Source organism: Veillonella agrestimuris (assembly GCF_943193065.1).
Lineage (GTDB): Bacteria > Bacillota > Negativicutes > Veillonellales > Veillonellaceae > Veillonella > Veillonella agrestimuris.
Genome location: NZ_CALPCS010000002.1, coordinates 40603 through 65386, shown reverse-complemented (window position 1 = coordinate 65386; position 24784 = coordinate 40603). Strand labels below are relative to the sequence as shown.

The 24784-nt window shown below is 38.0% G+C and carries 25 protein-coding genes and 5 tRNA genes; 1 reads left to right on the top strand and 29 read right to left on the bottom strand.

Features of this window, described 5'->3' with window-relative positions:
- Positions 1-3: 3 nt before the first annotated feature.
- The 12 genes from coaD to NFR29_RS01280 form a co-directional block, all read right to left on the bottom strand.
- Complete coding sequence (gene coaD / locus NFR29_RS01335; protein WP_251422074.1) at positions 4-498, bottom strand: pantetheine-phosphate adenylyltransferase; 495 nt, start codon at positions 496-498, stop codon at positions 4-6.
- Between the two features lie 4 nt (positions 499-502).
- Positions 503-1054 carry a 16S rRNA (guanine(966)-N(2))-methyltransferase RsmD gene (gene rsmD, locus NFR29_RS01330; RefSeq protein WP_251422072.1) on the bottom strand — a complete coding sequence of 184 codons (552 nt, stop codon included), beginning with the start codon at positions 1052-1054 and terminating at the stop codon, positions 503-505.
- A gap of 72 nt (positions 1055-1126) precedes the next feature.
- Entirely contained in the window at positions 1127-2125 is a 999-nt protein-coding gene (locus NFR29_RS01325; RefSeq protein WP_251422069.1) for an NAD(P)H-dependent glycerol-3-phosphate dehydrogenase, read from the bottom strand.
- A gap of 1 nt (position 2126) precedes the next feature.
- Positions 2127-2732, bottom strand: a complete 606-nt coding sequence (plsY, locus tag NFR29_RS01320; RefSeq protein WP_251422373.1) for a glycerol-3-phosphate 1-O-acyltransferase PlsY — start codon at positions 2730-2732, stop codon at positions 2127-2129.
- Between the two features lie 29 nt (positions 2733-2761).
- On the bottom strand, positions 2762-4096 hold the full coding sequence (gene der, locus NFR29_RS01315; RefSeq protein WP_251422066.1) for a ribosome biogenesis GTPase Der: 1335 nt from the start codon (positions 4094-4096) through the stop codon (positions 2762-2764).
- Between the two features lie 112 nt (positions 4097-4208).
- Entirely contained in the window at positions 4209-6110 is a 1902-nt protein-coding gene (locus NFR29_RS01310) for a bifunctional 4-hydroxy-3-methylbut-2-enyl diphosphate reductase/30S ribosomal protein S1 (protein WP_251422063.1), read from the bottom strand.
- The gene (locus NFR29_RS01305; protein WP_251422060.1) at positions 6101-6721 is read right to left on the bottom strand and encodes a lysophospholipid acyltransferase family protein; all 621 of its coding nucleotides are present in this window, start codon (positions 6719-6721) and stop codon (positions 6101-6103) included. The genes NFR29_RS01310 and NFR29_RS01305 overlap by 10 nt, the downstream gene beginning before the upstream one ends.
- Positions 6714-7397 (bottom strand): (d)CMP kinase, encoded by a 684-nt coding sequence (cmk, locus tag NFR29_RS01300; protein ID WP_251422057.1) that lies wholly within the window; start codon positions 7395-7397, stop codon positions 6714-6716. The genes NFR29_RS01305 and cmk overlap by 8 nt, the downstream gene beginning before the upstream one ends.
- 9 nt (positions 7398-7406) lie before the next feature.
- Positions 7407-8654: a BaiN/RdsA family NAD(P)/FAD-dependent oxidoreductase gene (locus NFR29_RS01295; RefSeq protein WP_251422055.1), complete on the bottom strand. Its 1248-nt coding sequence runs from the start codon at positions 8652-8654 to the stop codon at positions 7407-7409.
- Positions 8651-9379 (bottom strand): pseudouridine synthase, encoded by a 729-nt coding sequence (locus NFR29_RS01290; protein WP_251422052.1) that lies wholly within the window; start codon positions 9377-9379, stop codon positions 8651-8653. Before NFR29_RS01290 ends, NFR29_RS01295 begins: the two co-directional genes overlap by 4 nt.
- 38 nt (positions 9380-9417) lie before the next feature.
- Positions 9418-9951 (bottom strand): SMC-Scp complex subunit ScpB, encoded by a 534-nt coding sequence (scpB, locus tag NFR29_RS01285; protein WP_251422049.1) that lies wholly within the window; start codon positions 9949-9951, stop codon positions 9418-9420.
- A 1-nt stretch (position 9952) separates the two neighbouring features.
- On the bottom strand, positions 9953-10699 hold the full coding sequence (locus NFR29_RS01280) for a segregation and condensation protein A (protein WP_251422046.1): 747 nt from the start codon (positions 10697-10699) through the stop codon (positions 9953-9955).
- Between the two features lie 228 nt (positions 10700-10927).
- On the opposite strand from NFR29_RS01280, the gene NFR29_RS01275 reads away from it, so the two are divergent.
- The gene (locus NFR29_RS01275) at positions 10928-12760 is read left to right on the top strand and encodes a phosphoethanolamine transferase family protein (RefSeq protein WP_251422043.1); all 1833 of its coding nucleotides are present in this window, start codon (positions 10928-10930) and stop codon (positions 12758-12760) included.
- A gap of 256 nt (positions 12761-13016) precedes the next feature.
- On the opposite strand, the gene NFR29_RS01270 is transcribed toward NFR29_RS01275, so the two are convergent.
- The 17 genes from NFR29_RS01270 to obgE all read right to left on the bottom strand — a co-directional run bounded on the left by NFR29_RS01270 (position 13017) and on the right by obgE (position 24763).
- A tRNA-Leu gene (locus NFR29_RS01270) sits at positions 13017-13105 on the bottom strand.
- Positions 13106-13120: 15 nt separating this feature from the next.
- A tRNA-Cys gene (locus tag NFR29_RS01265) sits at positions 13121-13195 on the bottom strand.
- A gap of 9 nt (positions 13196-13204) precedes the next feature.
- A tRNA-Gly gene (locus NFR29_RS01260) sits at positions 13205-13279 on the bottom strand.
- 7 nt (positions 13280-13286) lie between these two features.
- Positions 13287-13362 (bottom strand) — tRNA-Phe (locus tag NFR29_RS01255).
- A 5-nt stretch (positions 13363-13367) separates the two neighbouring features.
- Positions 13368-13443, bottom strand: a tRNA-Asp gene (locus tag NFR29_RS01250).
- 50 nt (positions 13444-13493) lie between these two features.
- Positions 13494-14090 carry an MBL fold metallo-hydrolase gene (locus tag NFR29_RS01245; protein ID WP_251422040.1) on the bottom strand — a complete coding sequence of 199 codons (597 nt, stop codon included), beginning with the start codon at positions 14088-14090 and terminating at the stop codon, positions 13494-13496.
- A 35-nt stretch (positions 14091-14125) separates the two neighbouring features.
- Positions 14126-15610, bottom strand: a complete 1485-nt coding sequence (locus NFR29_RS01240; RefSeq protein WP_251422037.1) for a TrkH family potassium uptake protein — start codon at positions 15608-15610, stop codon at positions 14126-14128.
- A 7-nt stretch (positions 15611-15617) separates the two neighbouring features.
- Complete coding sequence (gene trkA, locus NFR29_RS01235) at positions 15618-16958, bottom strand: Trk system potassium transporter TrkA (RefSeq protein WP_251422035.1); 1341 nt, start codon at positions 16956-16958, stop codon at positions 15618-15620.
- A complete protein-coding gene (locus NFR29_RS01230; protein WP_251422032.1) occupies positions 16955-17857 on the bottom strand; it encodes a CvfB family protein in 903 nt (300 codons plus the stop codon). The genes trkA and NFR29_RS01230 overlap by 4 nt, the downstream gene beginning before the upstream one ends.
- Position 17858: 1 nt before the next feature.
- Positions 17859-18221, bottom strand: a complete 363-nt coding sequence (gene rsfS / locus NFR29_RS01225; protein WP_251422029.1) for a ribosome silencing factor — start codon at positions 18219-18221, stop codon at positions 17859-17861.
- Between the two features lie 8 nt (positions 18222-18229).
- Positions 18230-19426 carry an LCP family protein gene (locus NFR29_RS01220; protein WP_251422026.1) on the bottom strand — a complete coding sequence of 399 codons (1197 nt, stop codon included), beginning with the start codon at positions 19424-19426 and terminating at the stop codon, positions 18230-18232.
- A 1-nt stretch (position 19427) separates the two neighbouring features.
- Positions 19428-19997 carry a bis(5'-nucleosyl)-tetraphosphatase (symmetrical) YqeK gene (yqeK, locus tag NFR29_RS01215; protein ID WP_251422023.1) on the bottom strand — a complete coding sequence of 190 codons (570 nt, stop codon included), beginning with the start codon at positions 19995-19997 and terminating at the stop codon, positions 19428-19430.
- Between the two features lie 6 nt (positions 19998-20003).
- Positions 20004-20627, bottom strand: coding sequence for a nicotinate-nucleotide adenylyltransferase (gene nadD / locus NFR29_RS01210; protein WP_251422020.1), 624 nt, complete (start codon positions 20625-20627; stop codon positions 20004-20006).
- A 139-nt stretch (positions 20628-20766) separates the two neighbouring features.
- Positions 20767-22020 (bottom strand): glutamate-5-semialdehyde dehydrogenase, encoded by a 1254-nt coding sequence (locus NFR29_RS01205; RefSeq protein WP_251422017.1) that lies wholly within the window; start codon positions 22018-22020, stop codon positions 20767-20769.
- Positions 22021-22041: 21 nt separating this feature from the next.
- Positions 22042-23163 carry a glutamate 5-kinase gene (gene proB, locus NFR29_RS01200; protein WP_251422014.1) on the bottom strand — a complete coding sequence of 374 codons (1122 nt, stop codon included), beginning with the start codon at positions 23161-23163 and terminating at the stop codon, positions 22042-22044.
- A gap of 35 nt (positions 23164-23198) precedes the next feature.
- Positions 23199-23483, bottom strand: a complete 285-nt coding sequence (gene yhbY / locus NFR29_RS01195; protein ID WP_251422011.1) for a ribosome assembly RNA-binding protein YhbY — start codon at positions 23481-23483, stop codon at positions 23199-23201.
- Positions 23484-23491: 8 nt separating this feature from the next.
- Entirely contained in the window at positions 23492-24763 is a 1272-nt protein-coding gene (gene obgE / locus NFR29_RS01190; RefSeq protein ID WP_251422008.1) for a GTPase ObgE, read from the bottom strand.
- Positions 24764-24784: the final 21 nt, after the last annotated feature.

The following is a 24784-nucleotide window of genomic DNA, read 5'->3' as shown; positions in this document are numbered from 1 at the left end:
CTCCTATTTTTGATTACTACGATTACGAAACCGTTCTTCTAGTTTTATCCTTACATCATCAGGCACAAGACCTTCTAAACGACCGCCAAATTTGGCAAGTTCTCGGATACCTGTAGAGCTGACAAAAGAATATTTATTATTCGTCATAATAAATACTGTTTCAATGTCATCATCTAAATATTTTGAAAAAAGAGCTCGTTGAAACTCGTATTCAAAATCGCTAAGCGCTCGTAAACCACGAATAATAATAGTGGCATTTTTCGACTTAACATATTCGTTCAGTAATCCACCAGTACAATCGATTTCTACATTATCTATATGCTTAACGGAGTTTCGAATCATCTCTACCCGCTCGTCCATAGTGAACAATGAATTTTTATTAGGATTCGTACTGACAGCAATAATTAATTTATCGACTAAACGACTGCCTCGTTCAAAAATGTCAATATGACCATTCGTTACTGGATCAAAACTTCCCGGACAAACTCCAATTCGCAAAGGTCTAACTCCTCTCACGAGATTTCACATAATAGGATACTAAAGTGTATCCAAACTTCTGCTCTTTTATAGATTCCCAATGATCTGGTACTGTAAATGTTTCGTCCTTATGATGTTCTAAAATAAGAACACCTTCAGGGGCTAACAAATCATGACCATCTACTAAATCAATAGTACTTTGAATGAATCCTTTTTCATAGGGAGGATCAGAAAATATATAATCAAATTGCTGATTATCTATAAAAGGCATGACTTGCGAAATCTTCTTTGGTACAATTGTCAATTCCTTTTCTACCCGGCAATGCGTTGCATTTTCTAATATGAGTTTCCCTGTCTTCATGTCTACTGCGACAGCAGAAGAAGCTCCTCGACTTAACGATTCAATGGCCAGAGCACCGGTACCAGAAAATAAATCTAATACTGATGCACCTCGGATACCACGATTACTAAGTACATTGAAAATACTTTCCCGAACCCGGTCCAAAGTAGGGCGCGTATCAATCCCCTTTGGTGCTTTTATAGTATGACCCTTTGCAGTGCCTCCAATAATCCGCATACAATCCTCTCAAGATTATAATACTCATTAATTATAGTATATAAATAAGTAAAATAAAAGTACCTTTTCAGATTAAGACACTTCTATTTTACTATTTCTACTCATTAATTCTTGTATAGCTAATGTAGGAGATTTTTCTTCGTATAGAACTTCATATAAAGCCTGTGTAATAGGCATATCTAAGTTTCGCTCAAGAGCTATATTCCTAACAATACGAGTAGCAAAAAAACCTTCTACCACCATCTTTGTATGGTTCATAATATAATCCATAGAATGACCTTTTGCTAATGATTCCCCTGCTTTCCGATTCCGACTATAAGGACTCATACAAGTAGCAATTAAATCTCCCATGCCCGCTAAACCAGAATAGGTTTCTTTTTTAGCCCCTAATGCTACACCAAATCGAGTCATTTCATGGAGCCCTCTTGTTAATAATAAAGCTTTACTATTGTCCCCTAATGACAAACCCTCTACGATACCAGCGGCTAAGGCTATAATATTCTTAGTAGCACCTCCCAGCTCAACACCAACGATATCATCTGTAGTATAAATACGAAATTCTTGGCAGTGTAATGCTTGTTGCACTTTCTCTGCTATATCTATAGCTTCTGCGCCTATAACGGCAGCAGCTGGTAAGTTACGCGCTATTTCTTCAGCATGGTTTGGTCCTGACAAAGCTACTAGATGCGTACCCTTCCCACGGAGTTCTTCCTCTACTACAGTAGTTAATAATTTACCTGTCGACTGTTCCACACCTTTTGAGCAAAGCACAAAGATTTGATCTTTTTTTACGAAATCCTTAATGCTCTGCAATGTATTACGCACATGTATAGATGGTGTCACAAGAAGTACTATATCTGCACTTTCGATGGCATATGTAAGGTCAGTGCTAATAGTAAGCGCCTTTGGTAAACGTACACCAGGCAAATAGTCTTTATTTTCTCCAGTTTCCTCTAGAAGTTTCGCGAATTCTGGCCGACGGCAGTAAAGTGTCGTTTCATTGCCTGCAACGACAGCTTTCATCGCTAGCGCTGTTCCCCAGCTGCCAGAGCCAATCACAGAAATATTCATATTATTCTCCTCGCTTTACTCGTTCTACTTTTAGCTCTTGTCCTGCTAATAAGCGTTGAATATTTTCTCGATGTCGTATAACTACAAACAATGCAGCTAGTGCATTAAAAAGAACGAACCAAATTGATTCATTTGTAAACCACATCAAAAAAGGCCCTGCTATAGCCGCTACAATAGATCCTAAGGATACGAATTTTGTAAAATATACAATGATGCCCCAAATAGCAAAACAGATTAACGCTACTAAAGGAGAAAGTGCAATGAGGACACCAAGACCAGTAGCGACACCACGGCCACCTTTAAAACCTAAGAAAATAGACCAATTATGACCTACCATGGCTAAAATCCCACCGAGTAACATATATATAGGACCTAACGATGAAAATAATAAAACACCTATAGCCCCTTTTAATACATCACACAAAAATACTGGCAAAGCAGCTTTTAAACCGATAACCCGATAGGTATTAGTAGCACCTATATTTTTAGACCCATACAAGCGCACATCGGTATTAAAAAAGAGTTTCCCAATAATGAGACCACTTGGGATAGAACCAATTATATACGCTAATAGAGCCAATCCAATTGTCATCAATGCTTCATTCATCATATACATATAATCCCCTATTCGATGTATTAATCATCATCGTCACGCTTTTTACCACGCAATACTAACCGTATTGGTGTACCTTCAAAGCCAAAGGATTCTCGCAAGCGGTTTTCTAAAAAGCGCATATAAGAGAAATGAATCAATTCTGGCTCATTTACAAACAAAATAAAGGTTGGTGGCTTAACGCTAGCTTGCGTCATATAGTAAATTTTAGGAATACGACCATTTCGAGATGGTACGGGATTAACCGTTTGTGCATCTTGTAACAATTGGTTTAATGTACCAGTCGATACACGGCGATATTGTTGTTCTGATACGAATTTTAACATATCTGCTAAGCGGTGAATACGTTGTTTCGTTAAGGCAGAAGCAAATAAAATAGGAGCAAATTGCAGGAAACCTAATTCATCATAGATATCTTCTGTATACCGTAATGTTGTTTTATCATCTTTTTCTACAAGATCCCATTTATTAACAACGATGACAACACCTTTACCAGCTTCATAGGCATAGCCAGCTATTTTTTTATCTTGTTCTGTTACCCCATCCACCCCATCTAGTACGAGTACGACGATGTCAGATCGATCAACAGAGCGAAGGGACCGTACAATACTATAGCGTTCTACAGCTTCTTCAATTTTAGACTTTCTTCGCATCCCGGCTGTATCGATGAGTACGAATTTTTGTCCTTCATGAGTCCAATACGTATCGATAGAGTCCCTAGTCGTTCCTGCTACGTCAGATACGATAACACGGTCTTGCCCTAATAAAGCATTCGTAAGAGATGATTTACCTACATTGGGACGACCAATAATAGCTACGTGAATCGTATCTTCTTCGTCTACATTTGTTCCTACAGGAGGGAAATGTTTTACTGTATCGTCCAGCAAATCACCTAAATTCATTAAGTTTTTAGCTGAAATACCAATAGGGTCACCTAAACCTAAATTGTAAAATTCATAAATATTAGGTTCTTGGCTAATACTATCAATTTTGTTAACTACTAATACAATAGGCTTTCCACTAGTGCGCAAAATATTAGCTACTTCTTCATCAGCTGGTACAATGCCTTGTTTGCCATCTACTACAAAGAGAATGACATCAGCTTCTTCAATAGCAAGTTCTGCTTGAAGACGCATCATTTTAGGGATAACATGACTATTTTCAGTAATAAACTCAATACCCCCAGTATCGATCATTGTGAATTCACGATTTAACCATTCTGCATCAAAATAAATTCTATCCCGTGTTACACCGGGAATATCTTCTACAATGGAAATTCGTTTATTAACAATGGCATTAAATAGTGTAGATTTACCTACATTGGGACGGCCTACAACAGCCACTAATGGTTTTGCCATAGTTTCACCTCATTTTAAATCTATATACATCACTCTATTTTATCATACTACAGGGAGCAGACGCAAAAAAGGCTAATCAAGGATAGACTTGATTAGCCTTTATAAGTAGCAATTATTCTGCTGCTTCTTCTTCAGTTTCTTTGGATTCCATTAACTCAGTTAAAGCCAAACCCAATTTTTTCTCATCTTTGTTAAGAGAAATGATTTTAACTTCAACTTCTTGGCCGCGGTTCAAATAGTCTTCCACTTTCGCATTACGTTGTTTTGTAATTTGAGAGATGTGTAACAAACCTTGGATGTCATCATTAACAGCTACAAATGCACCGTAAGCTACTAAACGAATAACTTTACCAGTAATAACATCGCCAACTTGCAATGTTTCTTCTGCTACATCCCATGGGCTTTTTGTTAAAGCTTTCAAGGATAAAGACAATTTGTTGCTTTCTTCATCAAAAGATTGCAATTTAACTTCGATTTCTTGACCAACGGAAAGAATATCTTCCACTTTTTTGATTTTTTGCCAAGAAATGTCGGAAATGTGAAGTAAACCTTCGATACCACCGATATCAACAAATGCACCGTAAGGCATGATTTTGCGAACAGTACCTTTGTAGTTTTCGCCGACAGTAATATTTTTCAATGCTTCAGCTAATTTAGCTTGGCGTTCCACTTCAAGTACGGCACGACGGGAAAGAACCAAACGGTTTTTCTTTTCATCGATTTCAAGAACTTTTGCTTCGAATTCAGTACCTACCAAGTTGTCCAAGGATTTTACAAAGTGTACATCACCTTGGGACAATGGAATGAAACCGCGAAGAGATTTAACTGTAACAACTAAACCCGCTGGAATAGCATCGATACCTTTACATACGATAGCTTCATCTTTTTCTTGAGCTTCAATAACATATTGCCAATCTTCATCTTTAGCCAAACGAGTCATGGAAAGATAAATAGGATTATCTTCTTTGATGTGATTCATAATAACGGCTTTAATTTCATCACCATATTTCAACACATCTTTGGCAGATTCTGGTGCTGGATAAGAGATTTCAGTTTTATTCAAAATCGCTTCAGTTTTATAACCGAAAGATACGTATGCACGATCGTCTTCAACTTGAACTACTGTACCTTCTACAACGTTCCCTTTCTTAAATTCTTCTTGACCTTCTGCTGCTAATAATTCTGCAAAATCTTTCATTGTCTCAATGACCTCCTTAATAATCCAGTCAGGAGTTGACGCTCCCGCTGTGACCCCTACCGTTTGTATTTTATTAAACCATATTGGCTCTAATTCAGTAGCGGTTTCAATGTGATACGTAGTACAACCAACGTCACGACAAACCTCTGCCAATCGGTTTGTATTACCGCTGTTTTTACCACCTATCACAATCATAAGATCAACATTACGAGCTAACTCAACGGCAGAATTTTGGCGCTCCTGTGTTGCATTGCATATCGTTTTGAAAACCTTAAGATTCTTAGATTTTTTCTCTAATATGTCTATTATACTGTTAAATTTGAATTGTGAAAAGGTCGTTTGAACAACTACCCCCATTTTTTCAACAATTTGTAGTTTTTCAGCGGATTCTTCATCTTCAATGATTATACCTTCGTTATTAGCCCATAAATTGATACTTTTAACTTCAGGATGATTTTTTTCACCTAAAATGATAAGATTCCGTCCTTCTTCAATAACAGATTTCGCATCTTGTTGTGCCTTTTTTACATGTGGGCAGGTAGCATCAACTACATCTAATCCCTTGGCTGCGGCTTCTTCGTAAATCGCTGGCCCTACACCATGAGAACGAATAATCATAGTCCCTTCTGAAATATCCGATACTTCAGCAATAGGATGCACCCCTTTAGACTGCAGTCGTTCTACCACTTGAGGATTGTGGATAATAGGTCCCAAAGTATAACTATTGCCTTCTTTGTTAGCCGCCTCATCAGCCATTTCTACAGCTCGTTTTACACCGTAACAAAAACCGTGATTATTAGCTAAAATTATTTCCATAAAGTCTCCTCGATCGCATTATTATGATAAGAATCTATCATGCGTTGAATTTCAGATTTTACTTTATCATTAACTTCTTCAATCGCTTCTGGCGTAGGTTTTGCCTTTTCTACGGGAATCATTTTACCAATAATGCAGGCGCTTTCATTTTTCTTCATCTCATAAGAACCAATAATAGCGACTGGAACAATACCTACACCCGTACGTAATGCAATAGATGCAGCACCATCGTGAAAACGACCTAATTTACCATTTCGTTGTCGATTACCTTCTGCAAATATGCCTAATACTTTATTATCTTTTAATAATCCTAACGCATGGCGAATCGCCACTTTATCAATGGCACCGCGATTTAACGGAAACGCTCCAAGCCAGGTGCAGATAAATCGCGACACAGGATTAACGAACAATTCTTGTTTAGCCATAAAGTGAACATGTCTAGGTAAAGCATAACCACAAATAGGTGGATCATTATTGCTCAAATGATTTGGCACAACGATAACAGGTCCTTCCATAGGAAAATTATCTCGACCGTATACTTTCAAACCAAAGCCTACTTTATAGCGCAACCAAAAGGCAGTGCGCCAAAGCCAAGTTGAAAATTTATTCACAATTAACGCGCTCCTCTACTAACGACAAAATATGTGTAACTGTTTCATCAAATGTCATATCGCTGGAATCCACTAATATAGCCTCTGCTACTTGCACTAACGGAGATTCTTTGCGGTTTTTATCCATTTCATCTCGTTCTGTAACGCTTCTTTGAATTGCTTCCAAAGGTAATTCATTAGGTGTTCCCTGTACTTCTAACCAACGTCTTTTAGCACGGGCCTCTACAGAAGCAGTTAAATAAATCTTAAGTTCCGCCTTTGGCAAAACAACAGAACCAATATCGCGACCATCTAAAATGACGCCGCCCACCTCTGCCATAGCTTGTTGACGTTCTACTAAATATTGGCGTACCCCTTTGTAAGAAGCAATAATGGACACATTATCATTGATTTTAGGTTGGCGAAGAAATTCCGTAACATCTTCACCTCTAATATAGACTTTACATCCTGTTTCTGTGGCTTCCATTGCCAAATCTAAGGTTTTCAGCAATCGCTCTACCGCTTTTTGATTATGTACATCTAAATGCTCATGTAACACAGCCCACGTAACAGCACGATACATAGCACCTGTGTCGATATATAAATAATGTAATTTATTAGCCACTACTTTTGAAATACTGCTTTTACCAGCCCCTGCAGGACCGTCAATGGCAATAGCAATTTTCTTAATACTCATAGTCTCCTCCTAATCGTCACCGTGAATGATATGCATAGCCGCTACATAGGCAGTGGAAAATGCAGCTTGCAAATTATATCCCCCTGTAAAAGCATCAATATCTAAGACTTCTCCAGCACCATATAAACCATTAACTAATTTAGACTCCATCGTTTTAGGATTGAATTCTTTCAGCGATAGCCCACCAGACGTAACGATAGCTTCCTCTACGGGACGCAATCCTTCAACAGTAACGGTCATATGTTGCAATGTATGGCACAAACGAAGCCGTTCTTCCTTTGTAATCTGATTAATTGGTTTATGCCCATCTAATTGAGCCAATTCAATGATGATAGGAATTAAATTTTGTGGTAACAAATCTTTCATCCCATTATTCAACTGTTTTTTGGAATATAGTTCAAAATCTTTTTGCAATCGCTTATCTAATGTTTCTGCTGACAAAGCAGGCTTTAAATTGATAGAGATAGTAATAGGTTCACTATTTTTTTTGCGCAGTAATTTCCCCACTGTATGACTTAAGGATAAAATGGTTGGTCCTGTCAATCCAAAATGAGTAAACATCATTTCGCCAAACATAGAAGCTTGTGTTTTTCCCTTACTAATGACCGATACTTCTACATTGCGCAAGCTTAAGCCCATAATAATCTTAACCCAAGGCTCTTTAGTAACAATAGGAACTAAAGACGGACGAATATCTGTAACACTGTGACCGACGCCACTTGCCAAGGTATAACCATCACCAGTAGATCCTGTTGACGGATACGATTTGCCACCTGTAGCAATAATGACTGCATGAGCAGCATAGAATTCCTTTTCCGTCCTGACGCCCGTAATACTATTATTTTCAACAACAATTTCTTGTACAGGTTCATTTAAATGAACTTTTACACCGTATTGCTTGAGCACCTTCATAAAGGTATTTCGCACTTCTAAGGCCGAGTCCGATTCAGGAAATACCCGTCCCCCTCGCTCCACCTTAGTCTTAAGTCCCCAGCTATGCAAGAGATCTAACAAATCAGTATTGCTGAAACGTTCGTAGGCGCCGTACAAAAATTTACCATTTCCCGGTGTATTCTTGATAAATTCAGACATATCTGCACTATTAGTAATATTGCACCGACCCTTACCAGTAATGCCCATTTTTTTGCCTACCATATTCATTTTTTCAAGCGAAATGACGCGAGCTCCTTCGCGACCAGCAATAGCTGCTGCCATCAATCCAGCGGCACCAGCACCAATAATTACTATTTGCTTCATTTTTTCTTAACTCCTAAAGCTTTTAGGGTATTGACTTCACGTTGTGTTAATTGTCGAGCACCACCACGTTTAACCCCGCTCAATGTCAAGCCACCGTAAGCAATTCGCTTTAGATTATGGATACGATAACCAAAATATTCGAACATACGCCGAACTTGTCGATTACGCCCTTCATGAATGGTAATTTCTACTTCATGAACCCCATTATGATCGTCAAAGCCTAAATCTACAATCGTAGCTGGCGATGTCAAACCATCTTCAAGCATGACTCCATTGGCAATCTCTTGTAAATCCTCTTCTTTAATGCGGCCTTTAAGACGAACTTCATATGTTTTTTCTACACCTTTTGAAGGATGTGTCAAATTTTGTGCTAATTCGCCATCATTGGTCAACAATAACAAGCCTTCTGTATATAGATCTAACCGGCCCACTGGGAAAATTCGTTTCTTTTCATGTTTAATGTAATCTAATACTGTTTCTCGTCCTTGTGGATCCGACACAGAGGTGATAACCCCTTTTGGTTTATTTAGTAAATAATACACAGGTTTTTCCATAGCTAATAATTGACCATTTACTTTCACCTTATCTTTTGCGGGATTAATTTTAACACCTAACTCAGTGACTTTTCGGCCATTTACTTGGACTTTGCCTTCTACAATTAACTCTTCTGCTTTTCGCCGTGAAGCAATACCGCAACTAGCGATATATTTTTGTAAACGCTCCATATTCTCTATCTTTCCTTCTATTTATTCATCATTGCAATTTACGCTTCCCTAAGTACATCGCTAGACTCAGGCGATTCGTAAATCTCTAATTCTTTATGTAAATCATCAATAGATGTAACACCAGTACTGCGTAAAAATTCATCAGTAGTACCATATAAAATAGGTCGTCCTACTGTATCTTTATGACCTAATTCAGCTATAAGAGATCGGGATAGCAATTGTTTTATCACTTTATCACTATTTACACCTCGCACCTCTTCGATTTCCGCTTTTGTTATGGGCTGCTTATAAGCGATAACTGCTAATGTTTCCATAGCTGCATTGGACAATTTATCTTCTTTCTTCCGGATTTGACCTACATACTCTGCACAGGAAGAATCACTCACCAATTCTATCCCTGCTGCCGAAGATCGAATGCGAATCCCTCGGTCTTGCGATTCTAATTCACCACTCAATTGATTGATACAATCGTTCATATCCTCTTGTGAAAGTTCAAATATATCTGCCAACATCTCTAATGATAGTGGTTTAGCAGCAGAAAATAGAACGGCTTCTACATATTTTGTTTCCATATTATGGGGCCTCCATTTCTGCCACATCTTCCTCTATGAGAGGGGCTGTAAATATAATATCATCGTCTTCGTAATACATATGAAGTGCTTGTTGCTTCAACAATTCCAATACAGCCATCACAATAGTTACCATACCACTGCGATTACCAATGCCAAGCAAAAGCTGACGGAACTGCAATCGCTCTCCCCTTCTAGCTCGACTAGAGAGGGAAATAATCATATCTTCTAAACTATACGTATCTTTCTCAACCTTCACTTCTACCATTTGTTCTGACTCAACAGTAGCTATAGTCCGTTGTAAAACGCTGAAAAATATATCATACAGTTTAGTGAGTTCTAAATTATAATAGCTATCGATTCCTAATATACTCGTTTCTTCAGGTCGACTAAATACATCTTCTTCTAACGATGCCTTATCCATTAATAAAGCTGTAAAATCTTTGATCTTTTTGAACTCTACTAATTTGGCTACTAATTCATCACGAGGGTCCAAAGATTCCTCTTCTTCAGGCTCCACCTTTGGCAATAACATACGAGATTTAATTTGTAATAATGTAGAAGCCATCAATAAAAATTCGCTACTATAATGAATGTCAAAGTGATTCCAATTATCTAAATACTCCAAATATTGAGATGTAATTTCTACAATAGGAATATCTGTAATATCTATTTTATGTTTTTCAATCAAATGTAATAATAAGTCGAGCGGTCCTTCAAAAACATCCAGTTTATAACTATAATCTCCCATGCATCGCCATCCCTGAGTTACAATATACCTAACTATATAATTATAGCGTAATTCTAAGAATTCTTCCACGTTGTCTATATACTTGTTTCACATATAATCCTTCTAAATCTGTGCTATTAGAAAATAATAGATATTTGCCTCTGTAATTTGTTTTTTTTATATATCTTTGTTATCTTTATAATGATAGATTATACTATGTAATTTATATTCCTTAAGAAAGGATTTCATATGTCATCAGCATTGGCACAAATAGGTCGGAATCCCATATTTCGATACGGTATTATCGGCATAGTTTTATATATCATTTTATTTTTAATCTATGAACCCATAACACTAGGTCTCGATGTAGAAGATCTATCTATTTTAACGATCCCTACCATTGTAGGTATGTTTTTATTTCAGTATTTTATGGGCACTACAGTCTTTCATAGAGCCTTCTTAGGTTATGGATTAGTAGGTATATTATGGGTTTTAACTTTTCCCTTATTATTCCATTGGTCCTATGTAAAGCCCTTATACTTCTATGAGTTTGCTAATGATTTTTTATTTGGCCTTTTATTATTTATGGGGTTATCAGGATTGCAGTTTTTTATATCACAATCCTACCGCTTTCATAAAGTAGGGTCTGCTATATTAGCTATTCTGTCAACTCTACTTAGTTTAATTCCATTTATACAAATCGGTTATTATATGACTACTTGGCACTGTTTAACGCCAGCTAGTCTCCTCGCATTATATATGACAAATCCAGAAGAAGCTTTTGGTTTTCTAAAAAATGCCGCTGGTATCCCTGGCCTTGTCGCTATAATCATAGGATTTTTACTATGGATAGCCTTCCTATATTGGTGTAATTTAGATATGAAACGAGTCGTAGAATTTAATTCCACACGACCTATGAGAAAATGGATTCTTTCCCTATCATTATTATCCTTTTTAATATATGTACCATTCTATGTATTTCCCCAAACCTGTATCATAGCCAATTGGAATTCCGTAGCCGATTATGTAGAAGAAATGCAAACTTATAATGATAAACATACTACCATCTATGAGTCATTTCAATTAACAACGAATGAAACTGCTGCTCAAAAAGTGCCCGGTACGGTAATTCTCGTCATTGGTGAGTCTAGCTCTCGAGATTATATGAAAGTATTCAATCCAGAATTCCTCTACGATGATACCCCTTGGCAAAGCGATATGCGTCATCACAATAGTGAGTTTATATTTTATGATAATGCTTACTCTTCTTATGTACAGACGGTACCAACATTAGAGCGAGCTTTATCGGAACGAAATCAATATGATGATCGACCATTTCTCGATTCTGCTAATATTCTAGACGTAGCTAAAAAAGCAGGTTATAAAACATCTTGGTTCAGTAATCAAGGGGTATTCGGAGAATATGATACGGCTATATCGCTCATAGCTAAAACGGCAGATATTACACAATGGGCTCACGATTCATATGCCTTTTCCGATCAATACGATGAATCTGTTTTGCCTCTTTTAGAGACGGTGAATCCTAGTGAAAACAACTTTATTGTCATCCATATCATGGGTAGCCATATTTACTATAACGATCGGTACCCATCATCGTTTAGTAAATGGAAACAAGGACCTTATCCGGAAGGGCTAGAAGCTTACGCTAACAGTCAACTCTACACAGATTGGGTATTGCAACAAATCTACAACTACGGAAAAGAACATCTCAACCTACAAGCTATGGTGTATTTCTCCGATCACGGTGAAAGCCTTGATAAATCTCACAATCCAGATACTTTTGATTTTGTTATGGCCCATATTCCATTGTGGGTGTATCTGTCTCCTGAATATGCTGCAACCTATCCAGAAACGGTAACGACCCTAAAAAAACATGAAACACAATATTTTACAAACGACCTTCTATACGATACATTAGTAGGGATTTTACAAGCCCCTAGCAACCGGTATGATCCGTCTAGAGATTTTAGTAATCCTAGCTATCGATTTAATGTACATAATCTAACAACATTGTTAGGCCAAGAGCCATTAATCAAAGATCCAGATAATAAAACTCAGTAACATCTGAACTATTATTCCACTATGCAAAAAAGCGTCCAGTTGATATATTACAATCAACTGGACGCTTTTTTGCATAGTATAATTCCCCTCCTATCGATAGAACGCTCCACAAAGACATTTACTAATCAATAATTTAGGATTTTCTTCCCTAATAATCTCTTATAAATTCGTCATCAATACATCTATGATATTTCATCAACAATTACGTCTATAGGTCATATAAATGAAAAAAAGACTAACCGAAGTTAGTCTTAATTGGTGCCGAGGACCGGAATCGAACCGGTACGGTTATTTCTAACCGACGGATTTTAAGTCCGTTGCGTCTGCCTGTTCCGCCACCCCGGCATGGGTAACGTATAGTGGAGGCGGCACCCAGAATCGAACTGGGGAATAAAGGTTTTGCAGACCTCTGCCTTACCGCTTGGCTATGCCGCCATACAATAGTGGAGCGGGAAACGAGATTCGAACTCGCGACCCCCGCCTTGGCAAGGCAGTGCTCTACCACTGAGCTATTCCCGCATGTACATGGTGCCTCAGGACAGAATCGAACTGTCGACACACGGATTTTCAGTCCGTTGCTCTACCGACTGAGCTACCGAGGCATGAATGGCGACCCCGATCAGATTTGAACTGACGATCTTCGCCGTGACAGGGCGACATGTTAACCGCTACACCACGGGGCCGTATCCAAAGTACTTGCTTAGTATATCTGTTCTAGAATTATTTGTCAAGCTTATATTATAAACTTCATTAAGAATTCAACTTCATCTTTTAATAAGCTATTGTCTTTATGTCCAGGGCATATAATTAAGTCCTTATTAAAAGTCATAATACGCTTAATACTCTCTTGTAACGCCTCAGCATTGCCATTATAATTGTCGCTATTCCCTACATTCTGTTTAAACACTGTATCGCCTGTAAATAAATGCCCCTCTATTTCTATACATACCGAACCAGCACTATGACCAGGCGTATGGTAAATAGTAAACGAAAATGGTCCAATCCGTAGCGATCCTTCTTCCAAAACTTCACAAGGCGTAAACATTTTCTTTTTATACACGCTAGGTCTCCGGCGAATCAATTGCAACAATTTATGATCATCAGCATGCAAATACACAGGCACTTGATAATATTTGTAAACATCATCTAAAGCAGATACATGATCACAATGACCATGTGTAAGAAGAATGGCTAACACCTTCGTATCTCCTACCATATCAATAATATGATGACTATGAAAGCCCGGATCAATAATGACGGAATAACCATCCTTCTTTAATACATAGCAATTTGCTTTATACAGCCCTAAAGGACGTTTTTCAATATGCATGAATAATTCTCCTGTTAGGGTAATAAGATAGTTAATTACAAAATGCGATATCGCTTTGTATCTTTCTTAATAAAATAACCTTCCCAAAATTGAGGATGAAGCATAACAAGGATTGTAAATAGTTCCAAACGGCCTAAGAGCATATCGAGGATAGCGATACATTTAGCGCCATATGGTAATACACTAAAGGAGTCTGTTGGCCCATAGCCTCCGAAGCCTAAGCCTACATTACTAAGGAAGGATGTCACAATGCGTAAGGCATCTCCACTACTCACCCCAAAGCAAGTCATAAGAAATACGGAAATGACATAAATCATTAAATATAGAAAAATAAATTGTTGTGTCATTTGTATCCATTTTTCAGGCATAGGTTTTCCGTTAATGCGAACGACTTGTACCATATCAGGATGAATTGATTTTCGTAAATACATAATACTACTCTTTACGAGGATAATAAGGCGGATAATTTTTATCCCCCCTGTAGTGGATCCACTACACCCACCAAAGAAGGTCGCAATAAATAACATCATTTGCGCGGCACCAGGCCATAAATCATAGTCTACGATAGCAAATCCACTACCAGTTTGTAAGGATACAAGCGTAAATGCAGCATTACGTAAGCTTTCACCAATGTAATCGGTTTGATGATTAATATACAAAAATACTGACGTAATAACAATGCCTGTAGCTAATATCAACCAATACATACGAGTTTCAAAATCATCTACTAAAGAACGGAGACCTTTTTGGAAAACTGTGTAATAGACAGAGAAGTTGCCACCAGCTAAAATCATAAAGAAAATAAATACTAATGAAATGTAAATACTATGACTATACGCAAAAGTTCCTTCTGAAGTAGGTGCAAAACCACCTGTAGATATAATAGAGAATGCATAGTTTAACGCATCAAATGGAGGAATGCCACCAGCCCAAAGCAATACAAAGCACAACGCCGTAAATAGGATATACAATTTCCACAATTTCGATGCAATATCTCTAATCCTTGGCAATACAACACCCGGCTTTGGTACCGATGCTTCGGCATTAAAGAAATGAGCTGCATCAGCCCCCAAGTTGCGCAAGAAAGATAGAATTAAAACGATAATTCCCATCCCTCCAATCCAGTGCATTAATCCCCGCCAGAGAATAAATGTCTTAGGAATATAGTTTACATCTGCAATAACTGTCGCCCCTGTAGCAGTAATACCAGATGTAGCTTCAAAGAGAGCATCTAAAGGATGTGTTAACACTTGAGATATTAAAAATGGAATAGATCCTAATAAGACTGTAAATCCCCAAGTAGAACCAACCACTAAAAATCCATCTCGCAAACTAAAATTATCACTAGAAATGCCCCATTTTGTAAAGATATATCCTAATCCTATAGATAAGGCTGCAGTCAATGCAAAGGACCAATATGCAGTTTCAAAGAGTATGCTATATATAAATGGAATCGTTACAAAGACGCCATAAATATAGAGCAATCTGCCCACTAAGGACATGACAATTTGTATACGCATAAAACCTCTATGTTAAATAGTTCAATAATTTACTTACTGATTCAGGTAATGTAAACAATACGATATGGTCGCCTACGAATATGTCTGTATTACCTCGTGGCACAATGGCTTCATCGCCACGAAGGATGACTCCTACCAAAGCCTTACCAGGCAATCGAATGTCCTTCAATTGCTTGCCTGCTACTGGAGATTGGTCATTAATTTCGATTTCAATGGATTCTGCTTTCCCGCCTTCAAAGGTGGAAATGGACACAACCCCTTCACCACTTCGAACGAAGCGTAGAATTTGCCCTGCTGTAAGAAGACGCGGAGAAAATACCACATCGATACCAACTTGTTCCATCAGCATAATATATTCTGGTCGTCCTACGCGAACTACCGTTTTCGGTATGCCCATATGTTTTCCCACTAAGGCAACTAATAAATTCAATTTATCATCATCAGTTAAGGCGATGATAACATCGTTATCAGCTACTTCTTCAGCTTCTAACAAATCGAAATCAGTACCGTCACCGTTAATAATAATGGCTTTATCCACTTTTGCTGCTAATTGTTCACAGCGCTCTAAGTCTTTTTCAATGACTTTAACAGTAAATCCAGCTTCTTCAAGGAGAACCGTTAAATTCTGACCCAATAAGCCAGCTCCAATGATGACCACTCGTTTATGAAAAACTGAGTGATCAGAAAACCATTGACTCTCTACAAGCTCAATAGCTTCTTTTAAACCTAAAAAGAAAACACTATCATTAGCTTCTACATAACTTTCACCGTGGGGAATGATCATATTCCCATTGCGCAAAATCCCCACTAATAAAGCTCCATCAGGAAATCGAACATCTTTTAAAGGTATTTTCTGGAATGGAAAATCATCTTCGATTTTAAATTCCATTAATCGTACAGTACCTTCGCCAAATTCTTTCACATCGATAGCAGATGGCGTTTCTAGAATATTCAAAAGTTCTTCAGCAGTAACCATTTCTGGATTGATAAACAAATCAACACCTAGTTTGGCTTTCATTTCATCATCCATATAGTCCGCTATATTCGTATCTCGCACACGAGCTACTGTTGTAGGAACGCCAGCAATTTTAGCAACAGAACAAGACAGCATATTGACTTCATCAGAGTCAGTAACGGCAATAAACATGCCCACATCATCCATACCGATTTCATTGAGCAAATTAATATCGCTACCGTTGCCTTGCACTAAACTCACATCAAGAACATTTTCTAAATTGTGAATTCGTTCTTGCGAACGATCGATTACATATACATCGTGATTATCTTGTATTAATCGTTGTGCCAATGAGTAGCCTACCTTACCAGCACCAACTACAACTATTTTCATACACTGTCCTCTTGGTTTGTAGGGGGAACCCATTCTTTTCCGATATCAGTTAAGAGTGTCCATCCCTCTTCTTGTACGATTTTTTTCTCTTTCATTAACCGCCCTAATGCGCGTTTAAAAGCAGCTTTACTAATATTAAACCTGTCTTTAATACGCATAGCTGACGATTCATCACTATAAGGCATTTTACCGCCTCGTTGCAATAAATATTCCATAATAATATCGCCATCCGAAAGAAGTGCTTTTTCTTTTGTCGGTCTCATAGAAATATTGATGCGACCATCATCGCGTTTGAAAGTGACACGCGCTTCTATCATTTCCCCTACTTTAAGATGATGTGTCATTTCAGAGCGATGTAAGAAAGCAATCCAACGCTCTGGTGTAATGATAAACGCACCATCTTTAGTAAGGTTATAAATGGCACCTTTTACAATTTGACCTACCGTGGCATCAGTAGCGGCTTTAGAGGCGCGACGCATTTCATCATCTACATCCATAGAGACAGCCATACGACCAGATTTATCGACATAAAGTCTTACCCAAACCTTTTCTCCCACTTGTGGCCGGCCCCGCATTTCTGCATGAGGCATAAAGATGCCTCGCTCTGTACCAACTTCAACGAAACATCCAAAGTTCGTCGTATTGATTACTTCTACATAACCGATTTGTCCTACTTTCATAGCCGGTAACCGCATAGAGGCAGTGAGACGACCTTTAGGATCACGATATAAAAAGACCTCTACTTCATCACCAATCTCAACAGGTGATAGTTGCTGATCTTTGTGAAGTAATATATCATCATTTGTATTACCTGTTTGACCATCTAAAAAGGCACCTTGATCGCTCGTGCGGAGCACTGTTAATGTAGCAATCGTATTTTCCAATAATTCGCTAGGCATATTATACCCCTTCAAATGGAATGCGCGGTGCATCGCTCCACAACGACTCTAAGTCATAGAACTGACGTGTATCTTCACCACCAAAGATATGACAAATAACATCACCAAAGTCTAAGAGAATCCATTCCCCCTCACGATAACCTTCTCGATGAAGGACAGTCATACCAATTTCTGCACCAATATCTTCAATCTCATCAGCAATGCTTTGAGATTGTTTACTATTTCTAGCACTTACAATCATAAAGAAGTCTCCAAGCATAGAAATCCCTTCTAAATCTAAGATTTCAATATGACTCCCCTTTTTATCAAAAGCCCCTTGTGCTAAGGCTAGTACACTTTGTTTAATATCTTCCTTTTGTTTCATAATAACTCCTAATTCGTTCTTTCTCCATTATCCTTAGTAGAGCTTGCGTCCCTACTAGTAGCTTCATCACCTGGCTCACTTGCTTGAGTAGTAACTCTGCCAGTAGAAGTATTTGTATCACCACCATCAATAGTTCCATTACTTTCAGACGCATTCTCTTCTACTTTCCTTGACATCGTCATCGTGTTCGTAACAAACTGACTGTAATCTTGTGGCGATAAATCACCTGTCATGATGCCTACCAAGCGTTGCGCTTCTGTAGGGTTAATAGACCAGTAGATGCGACCATCAATCGTTTCTTTCTCTCCTGGCAAGATATAGAAATGAATATTTTCTTTTTCCATCCCCCCTATGGAACGCATCAATTGAATGGCATCCCAAGTAGAAATATTCGTATCATAGAAATCCCATAAACGCCAAATATGCCACATATTGGTCAATGTAAATCGATCCTGTTCTCGATCTATCCACAATTTGAGGAATCGTTCTTGTCGTTGTAGACGACTGAAATTATCTTGTTTTTCGTCAGTATATCGCAAATACGCAAAGGCATTATCAGCATCTAAGTTTTGATAGCCTCGTCTTAAATCAATATCTTTTAAACCGCTTTCACTATCGATATGTTCCATATCTTTTTCAACATAAAACTGCTGATCCCCTAGCATATTGTGAGTTTTTTTGAAAGCAGTTTCATCAACCACAACATAGTAAGGGATAGAAATATGAAACATATCTTCTACAACAGCTTTAGTCAATTTGATGCCATCTTGTTCATACATTCTATTCAACATAGATATGGACTGCTGATCGCGACTTTCAATTTTACTATTGCTTGGAATACCAATGATATCCATCGTATGTTGAGACGTATTAATAGACATAAGGAATAAAGCATCACCTTGACTAGGATTGTTTTTATCTTTCCCTACCACTAACACATAAATTGGTTTGTCTACAGCTTTTTGTTCTACTTTAAGAGTTTCTGTATCTTGTTTTGGCTCTTCTTTTTCTTCTGTCACAGTAGGTGTTGTCAAACGGTTGTAAACATAAGAAGCGCCACTATAGATGCCCCAACCAATTCCTAATAGAATGACTAATGCAATGATGCCTACTAACATTAATCGGCCCCATTGAATAGTCGGCTTAGATTGAGCTCGTCTACGACGCCGTTTTCTGCGGATTCGCGCCCTTTCTAACTCATCCACATCAATTCCCTCCCCTCATGTGCTGTAGAATATCATTACGTCCTAAAATAGTGAGTACATAAATAGATAACCCCTTATCTAATAGATGTCGTATCGTCATATCGTAACCAGCTAACACACCTTCATTAAGACTTTTGTTCGCCGCCTCTCGTATAAAGTCTACCCCAGGGAAATCCCTATTTTTTTCAATGTAATCTGCTAAAAAAATGATTTTATCTAACTCCGACATATTCGGTTTTCCCGTCGTATGTACACGAATTGCTTCTAAAACGTCTTGCTTCGTCACACCATAGCGAGATTGAGCCAATACCATGCCTGCCAATCCATGCAATAACGCACCATTAGCAAACATCTCATCATCACAAGGAATATCCTGCACTAGTAACTGCATGTCTTGTAAAGATAATTCTTTACCACAATCATGTAATAACGCAGCTATATGCGCATCCTCTTCATTAACTCCATATATTCTAGCTAATGCTCGTGCTGCCTCTACTACACCTAATGTATGAGTAAATCTCTTTTTACTTAATCGCTCAGATAGATCTTGTTCAATCGCTTCTATATCCATTCTCTACTATTCCTTTTGATAAATATCATGACTTTCAATATAATCAGCTACAAGCTTAGGTACCATATAGCGGATGCTTTTCCCTCGTTGGAGACGATCTCGTAAATAAGTAGATGATAGTTTCATCTCTGGTACTGTTAATAAGTGAATTTTATCTTTTCCTCTAGGTCCTAATGATCTAATAGCCTCTTCTAAAGCTAGGCGGTTATCATTTCCATTAGGCCGTATAGCTCCAATAAAATGGCAAGATTCTAATACTTCATCAATCGATTTCCAATTAGGTAAATCCATAATTGTATCTGTACCAGCAATGAAATAGATTTCACAATCATCACCTAATTCTGATTTTAGATGGAGAATCGTCTCAATCGTATAAGAAAATCCGTCGCGTTTCATTTCAACATCAGACACTTCAAAGTATGGATTGTCAGCTACTCCTGCAACAGTCATAGCATATCTATGTTCCGCTGGTATAACCCCTTCAGATTTATGAGGTGGAATGCGAGAAGGGACAAATAAAACCTTCTCTAGGAGAAATTCTTCTCGAGCCACTTCAGCAATCATTAAGTGGCCTAAGTGGATAGGATTAAAAGTACCGCCAATAACACCAATTCTCGTCTGTTTTACCATATATATGACACGCCCTTTATGACTATAAAGCAAATCAAGATAAATAATAGTATGGCCTTACCATATGAAATCCATTCATATCGACCTTTAGGTGTTTGAATATATGCATAGTATGCCTTGATTAAGTACAGTAATCGTCTCACTGTCTAACCTGCCCATCACCATAGACGAAATATTTATAAGATGTAAGCGCCGCTAATCCCATAGGCCCTCTTGCATGTAATTTTTGTGTGCTAATACCAATTTCTGCACCAAAACCAAATTCAAAGCCATCTGTGAAACGGGTTGATGCATTATGATATACCGTAGAGCAATCGATGAGATTCATAAATAGGGTAGCTCGTTCTATATCATTCGTAACGATGGCTTCTGAGTGATGTGTAGTGTAACGATTGATATGCTCTATAGCGGCTTCCAAAGAATCAACAATCTTAATATTAAGATCAAAATCATTATACTCTGTGCTAAATGAAAGTTCGGTTACAGGTACGCCTGGAATTAACTGTAATACATCATCGGTAGCATGAATAGTTACTTTATGCTCTTCCATCGCTTGTGATAAAGCAGGCAAAAACTCTTCTGCTACTGCTCGATGAACTAATAAAGTTTCCATCGAATTACATACTGACGGACGTTGTACTTTAGCATTCATCGCAATGGATAGAGCCATTTCTAGATCAGCAAATTCGTCCACATAGGTATGACAAATACCGCTACCAGTTTCGATGACAGGAATTTGGCTTTCACTAATAACTCGTTGAATTAATCCCGCGCCACCACGTGGAATGATGACATCAATATAGTTTCGTTGACGCAAGAAAACTGCCACAGCATCTCGATCTAACACTTCCACTAATTGAATGGCCTCTCTTGGCAAATTATGAGCTTCTAGTACATCTTGTAGGATAGATACGATGGCACGATTTGTATGAAAAGCTTCCTTACCACCGCGAAGAATTACAGCGTTGGCCGTTTTAAAACAAAGAACTCCAGCATCAACAGTTACATTAGGACGAGCTTCAAAAATAATACCAATTACACCAAAAGGAACAGCCCGTTTTTCTATGCGCAAACCATTAGGTCGTTCTATCGATTCTAGAGTCGTACCTACTGGACTTTGTAAAGATGCAACTTGTCTAACACCTTCAGCCATTTGATGAATTCTTTCTTGTGTTAATAACAATCGATCCATCATCGCTTCAGGCTGACTCTCTTTTGCCAATCGAAGATCTGCTTCATTTGCTTTCAATATTAATGATTCCTGCTTAGTAAGTGCTTCTGCCATATCATGTAATACATCATTAATTTTCGCTTCTGAAATTTGACTTAATTTGATAGATGCGGCACGAGCAGATTCGCCCATAAGTTGGAAAATAGATTCATATTGATTCATATACTACCTCTGCTGTAAATTCTAATGAATAATCACCAAATTATTACGATGTATCACTTCATCATGAGTGGCATTGATTTGCAACACCTTAGCAATATCTGCTGTGCTATGACCTTTGATAAGCAATAAATCATGAGCATCATAATTGACTAATCCTCGAGCAATTTCTTTTCCATCATGAACGATAGATACGGTGTCACCTGATTCAAATTGCCCTTCTACATCGATGATACCAGCAGGTAATACGCTGGCCCCATGATTTAAAACAGCCGATGCACAACCATTATCGACGAGGATAGTCCCATTAATACGCTTTCCATAAGCTAGCCAATGTTGTTTTTGGTTAACTTTCTGTTCATTGGCCACAAATAAAGTGCCTATCACTTCACCTTTGCATACACGACGCAATGAATTTTCTTCTTCTCCACTGGTAATCACCATATGTATACCAGAGTTTGTGACCATATGAGCAGCTTTTATTTTTGTATACATACCGCCTGTACCCATATTACTACCAGCGCCCCCTGCAATCGCATAGGTTTCATCAGTAATACTATATACTTCACTAATTAAGGTAGCATTAGGGTCTGTAGTTGGATTGGCTGTATATAAACCATCTATATCAGAAAGAATGATTAATACATCTGCTTCTACAATGCCTGCTACAGTAGCTGACAATGTATCATTATCACCAATTTTATATTCTTCTATAGCAACTACATCATTTTCATTAATAATAGGAATAACATTGAGCTGTAATAAAGCATGTAATGTATTTCGCAAATTTAAATATCTATGGCGTGCCGTACTATCTTCTTTTGTTAATAAAATTTGACCAACTGTGCGTCCATATTCTCTAAATAGGCGCTCATACATATGCATCAATACACCTTGTCCTACCGATGCAGCAGCTTGTCGCAACACTAAATCTCTAGGCTTTTCTTTAAATCCTAAAGGAGCTAATCCCGCACCTGTAGCACCAGAAGAAACAAGAATAACCTCTTTTCCTTGATTAGCTAGATCTGACAATTGTCGTACTAATGTTTCAATGCGCTCTAAATGCAAGTGACCATTGGGATAGCACAATGTACTACTCCCTACTTTTACAACAATACGATTAGCATTTTTTATAGCCTCTCTCATAGAATCGCCTCCTCAAGGAAAAAAGGTTATATCATTTATTTCGGTAATATAATTTTTGGTTCTTTTTTTGCTTTATAAAGGACTCCATTAAATCCAATAATTTGTACTAATTCAGCACCGAGCATATCTGCTAGTTCTTGGAATACTTCTTTATCTTCTGGGCTATTATTATGCATCTTCACCTTAATAAGCTCACGAGCCATCAAAGCAGCTCGAGCACTGTCGATAACACTATCTTCTAAGCCATTTTTACCAATTTGCACAACCGGTTGCATGGTAGCTGCTAAAGAACGTAAATATCGTTTTTGTTTTCCTGTCATTATATCTCCTACTCTTGGAATGTAAATCGTTGATCGCCGATTACTACTTCATCGCCGTCTTTACATCCTTTTTCGCGTAACTTAGCATCTAATTCCATAAACCTCCAAATACGTTGGAATCGACGTAACGATTGGTCATCATCTAAATTAGTCATCGCTACGAGACGCTCTATACGTTTGCCTGTAATATAGAATGCTGCATCATCACCGCGAGTAATAACAAATTCCGTATCTGGCTTTGCTTCATACATAACAGTATCATCAGTAGCTTCTACTTCTGGCTCATAGTTTTCAACGTAATAGTAAGCACGTTCCATCAATTTTGGTAAACCATCACCACTTAAGGCATTGATAAGAAATACTTCATATCCTTTATCTTCAAAATATTTCTTTGTATTCGGAATCGTTTCATCATCAAAAACCATATCGATTTTATTAAGTGCTATAATTTGTTTTTTATTGGCTAATCTTTCAGAATACTTACGTAATTCTTCATTAATAGCATCAAAATCTTCTTTTGGATCTCGGCCTTCCATACCAGATACGTCAAGAACATGAATGAGAATGTTAGTACGTTCTACATGGCGAAGGAAGTTATGCCCTAAGCCCACACCTTCGCTAGCCCCTTCGATAAGTCCTGGAATATCAGCAAGGACAAAACTTCTATCTCCAGAAATGGTAACAACCCCTAATACGGGTGTTAATGTTGTAAAGTGATATGCTGCTACTTCTGGTTGTGCTTTTGATACTTTTCTCAAAATACTAGACTTACCAACGCTTGGATATCCCAATAACCCTACATCTGCCAAAACTTTTAATTCTAATTGCAACCAACGTTCTTCACCTGGTTCCCCCTTTTCCGCAAAGGTAGGGGCCCGGTTAGCACTTGTTTGAAATCGAGCGTTACCACGACCGCCACGACCGCCTTTAGCAATGACAAATGTATCACCATCATTAATTAGGTCACAGAAAATCTTACCTGTTTCATCATCTTTTACAACAGTTCCTAGCGGTACAGGAATAACTAAATCATCGGCACCGCGACCATGTTTATTAGAACTTTCACCATTGCCCCCTTGTGGCGCTTTAAATTGGCGTTTATAACGGAAGTCCACAAGAGTATTAATATTTTTATCAGCCTTCAAAATAATATCTGCTCCTTGGCCACCATCGCCACCACTAGGCCCACCATTAGGAACATATTTTTCTCTGCGGAAACTAGACATACCGTCACCGCCATCACCCGCTTTTACAAAGACACGAGCGCGATCTATAAACATAATTTTTCCCTTTTCTACACT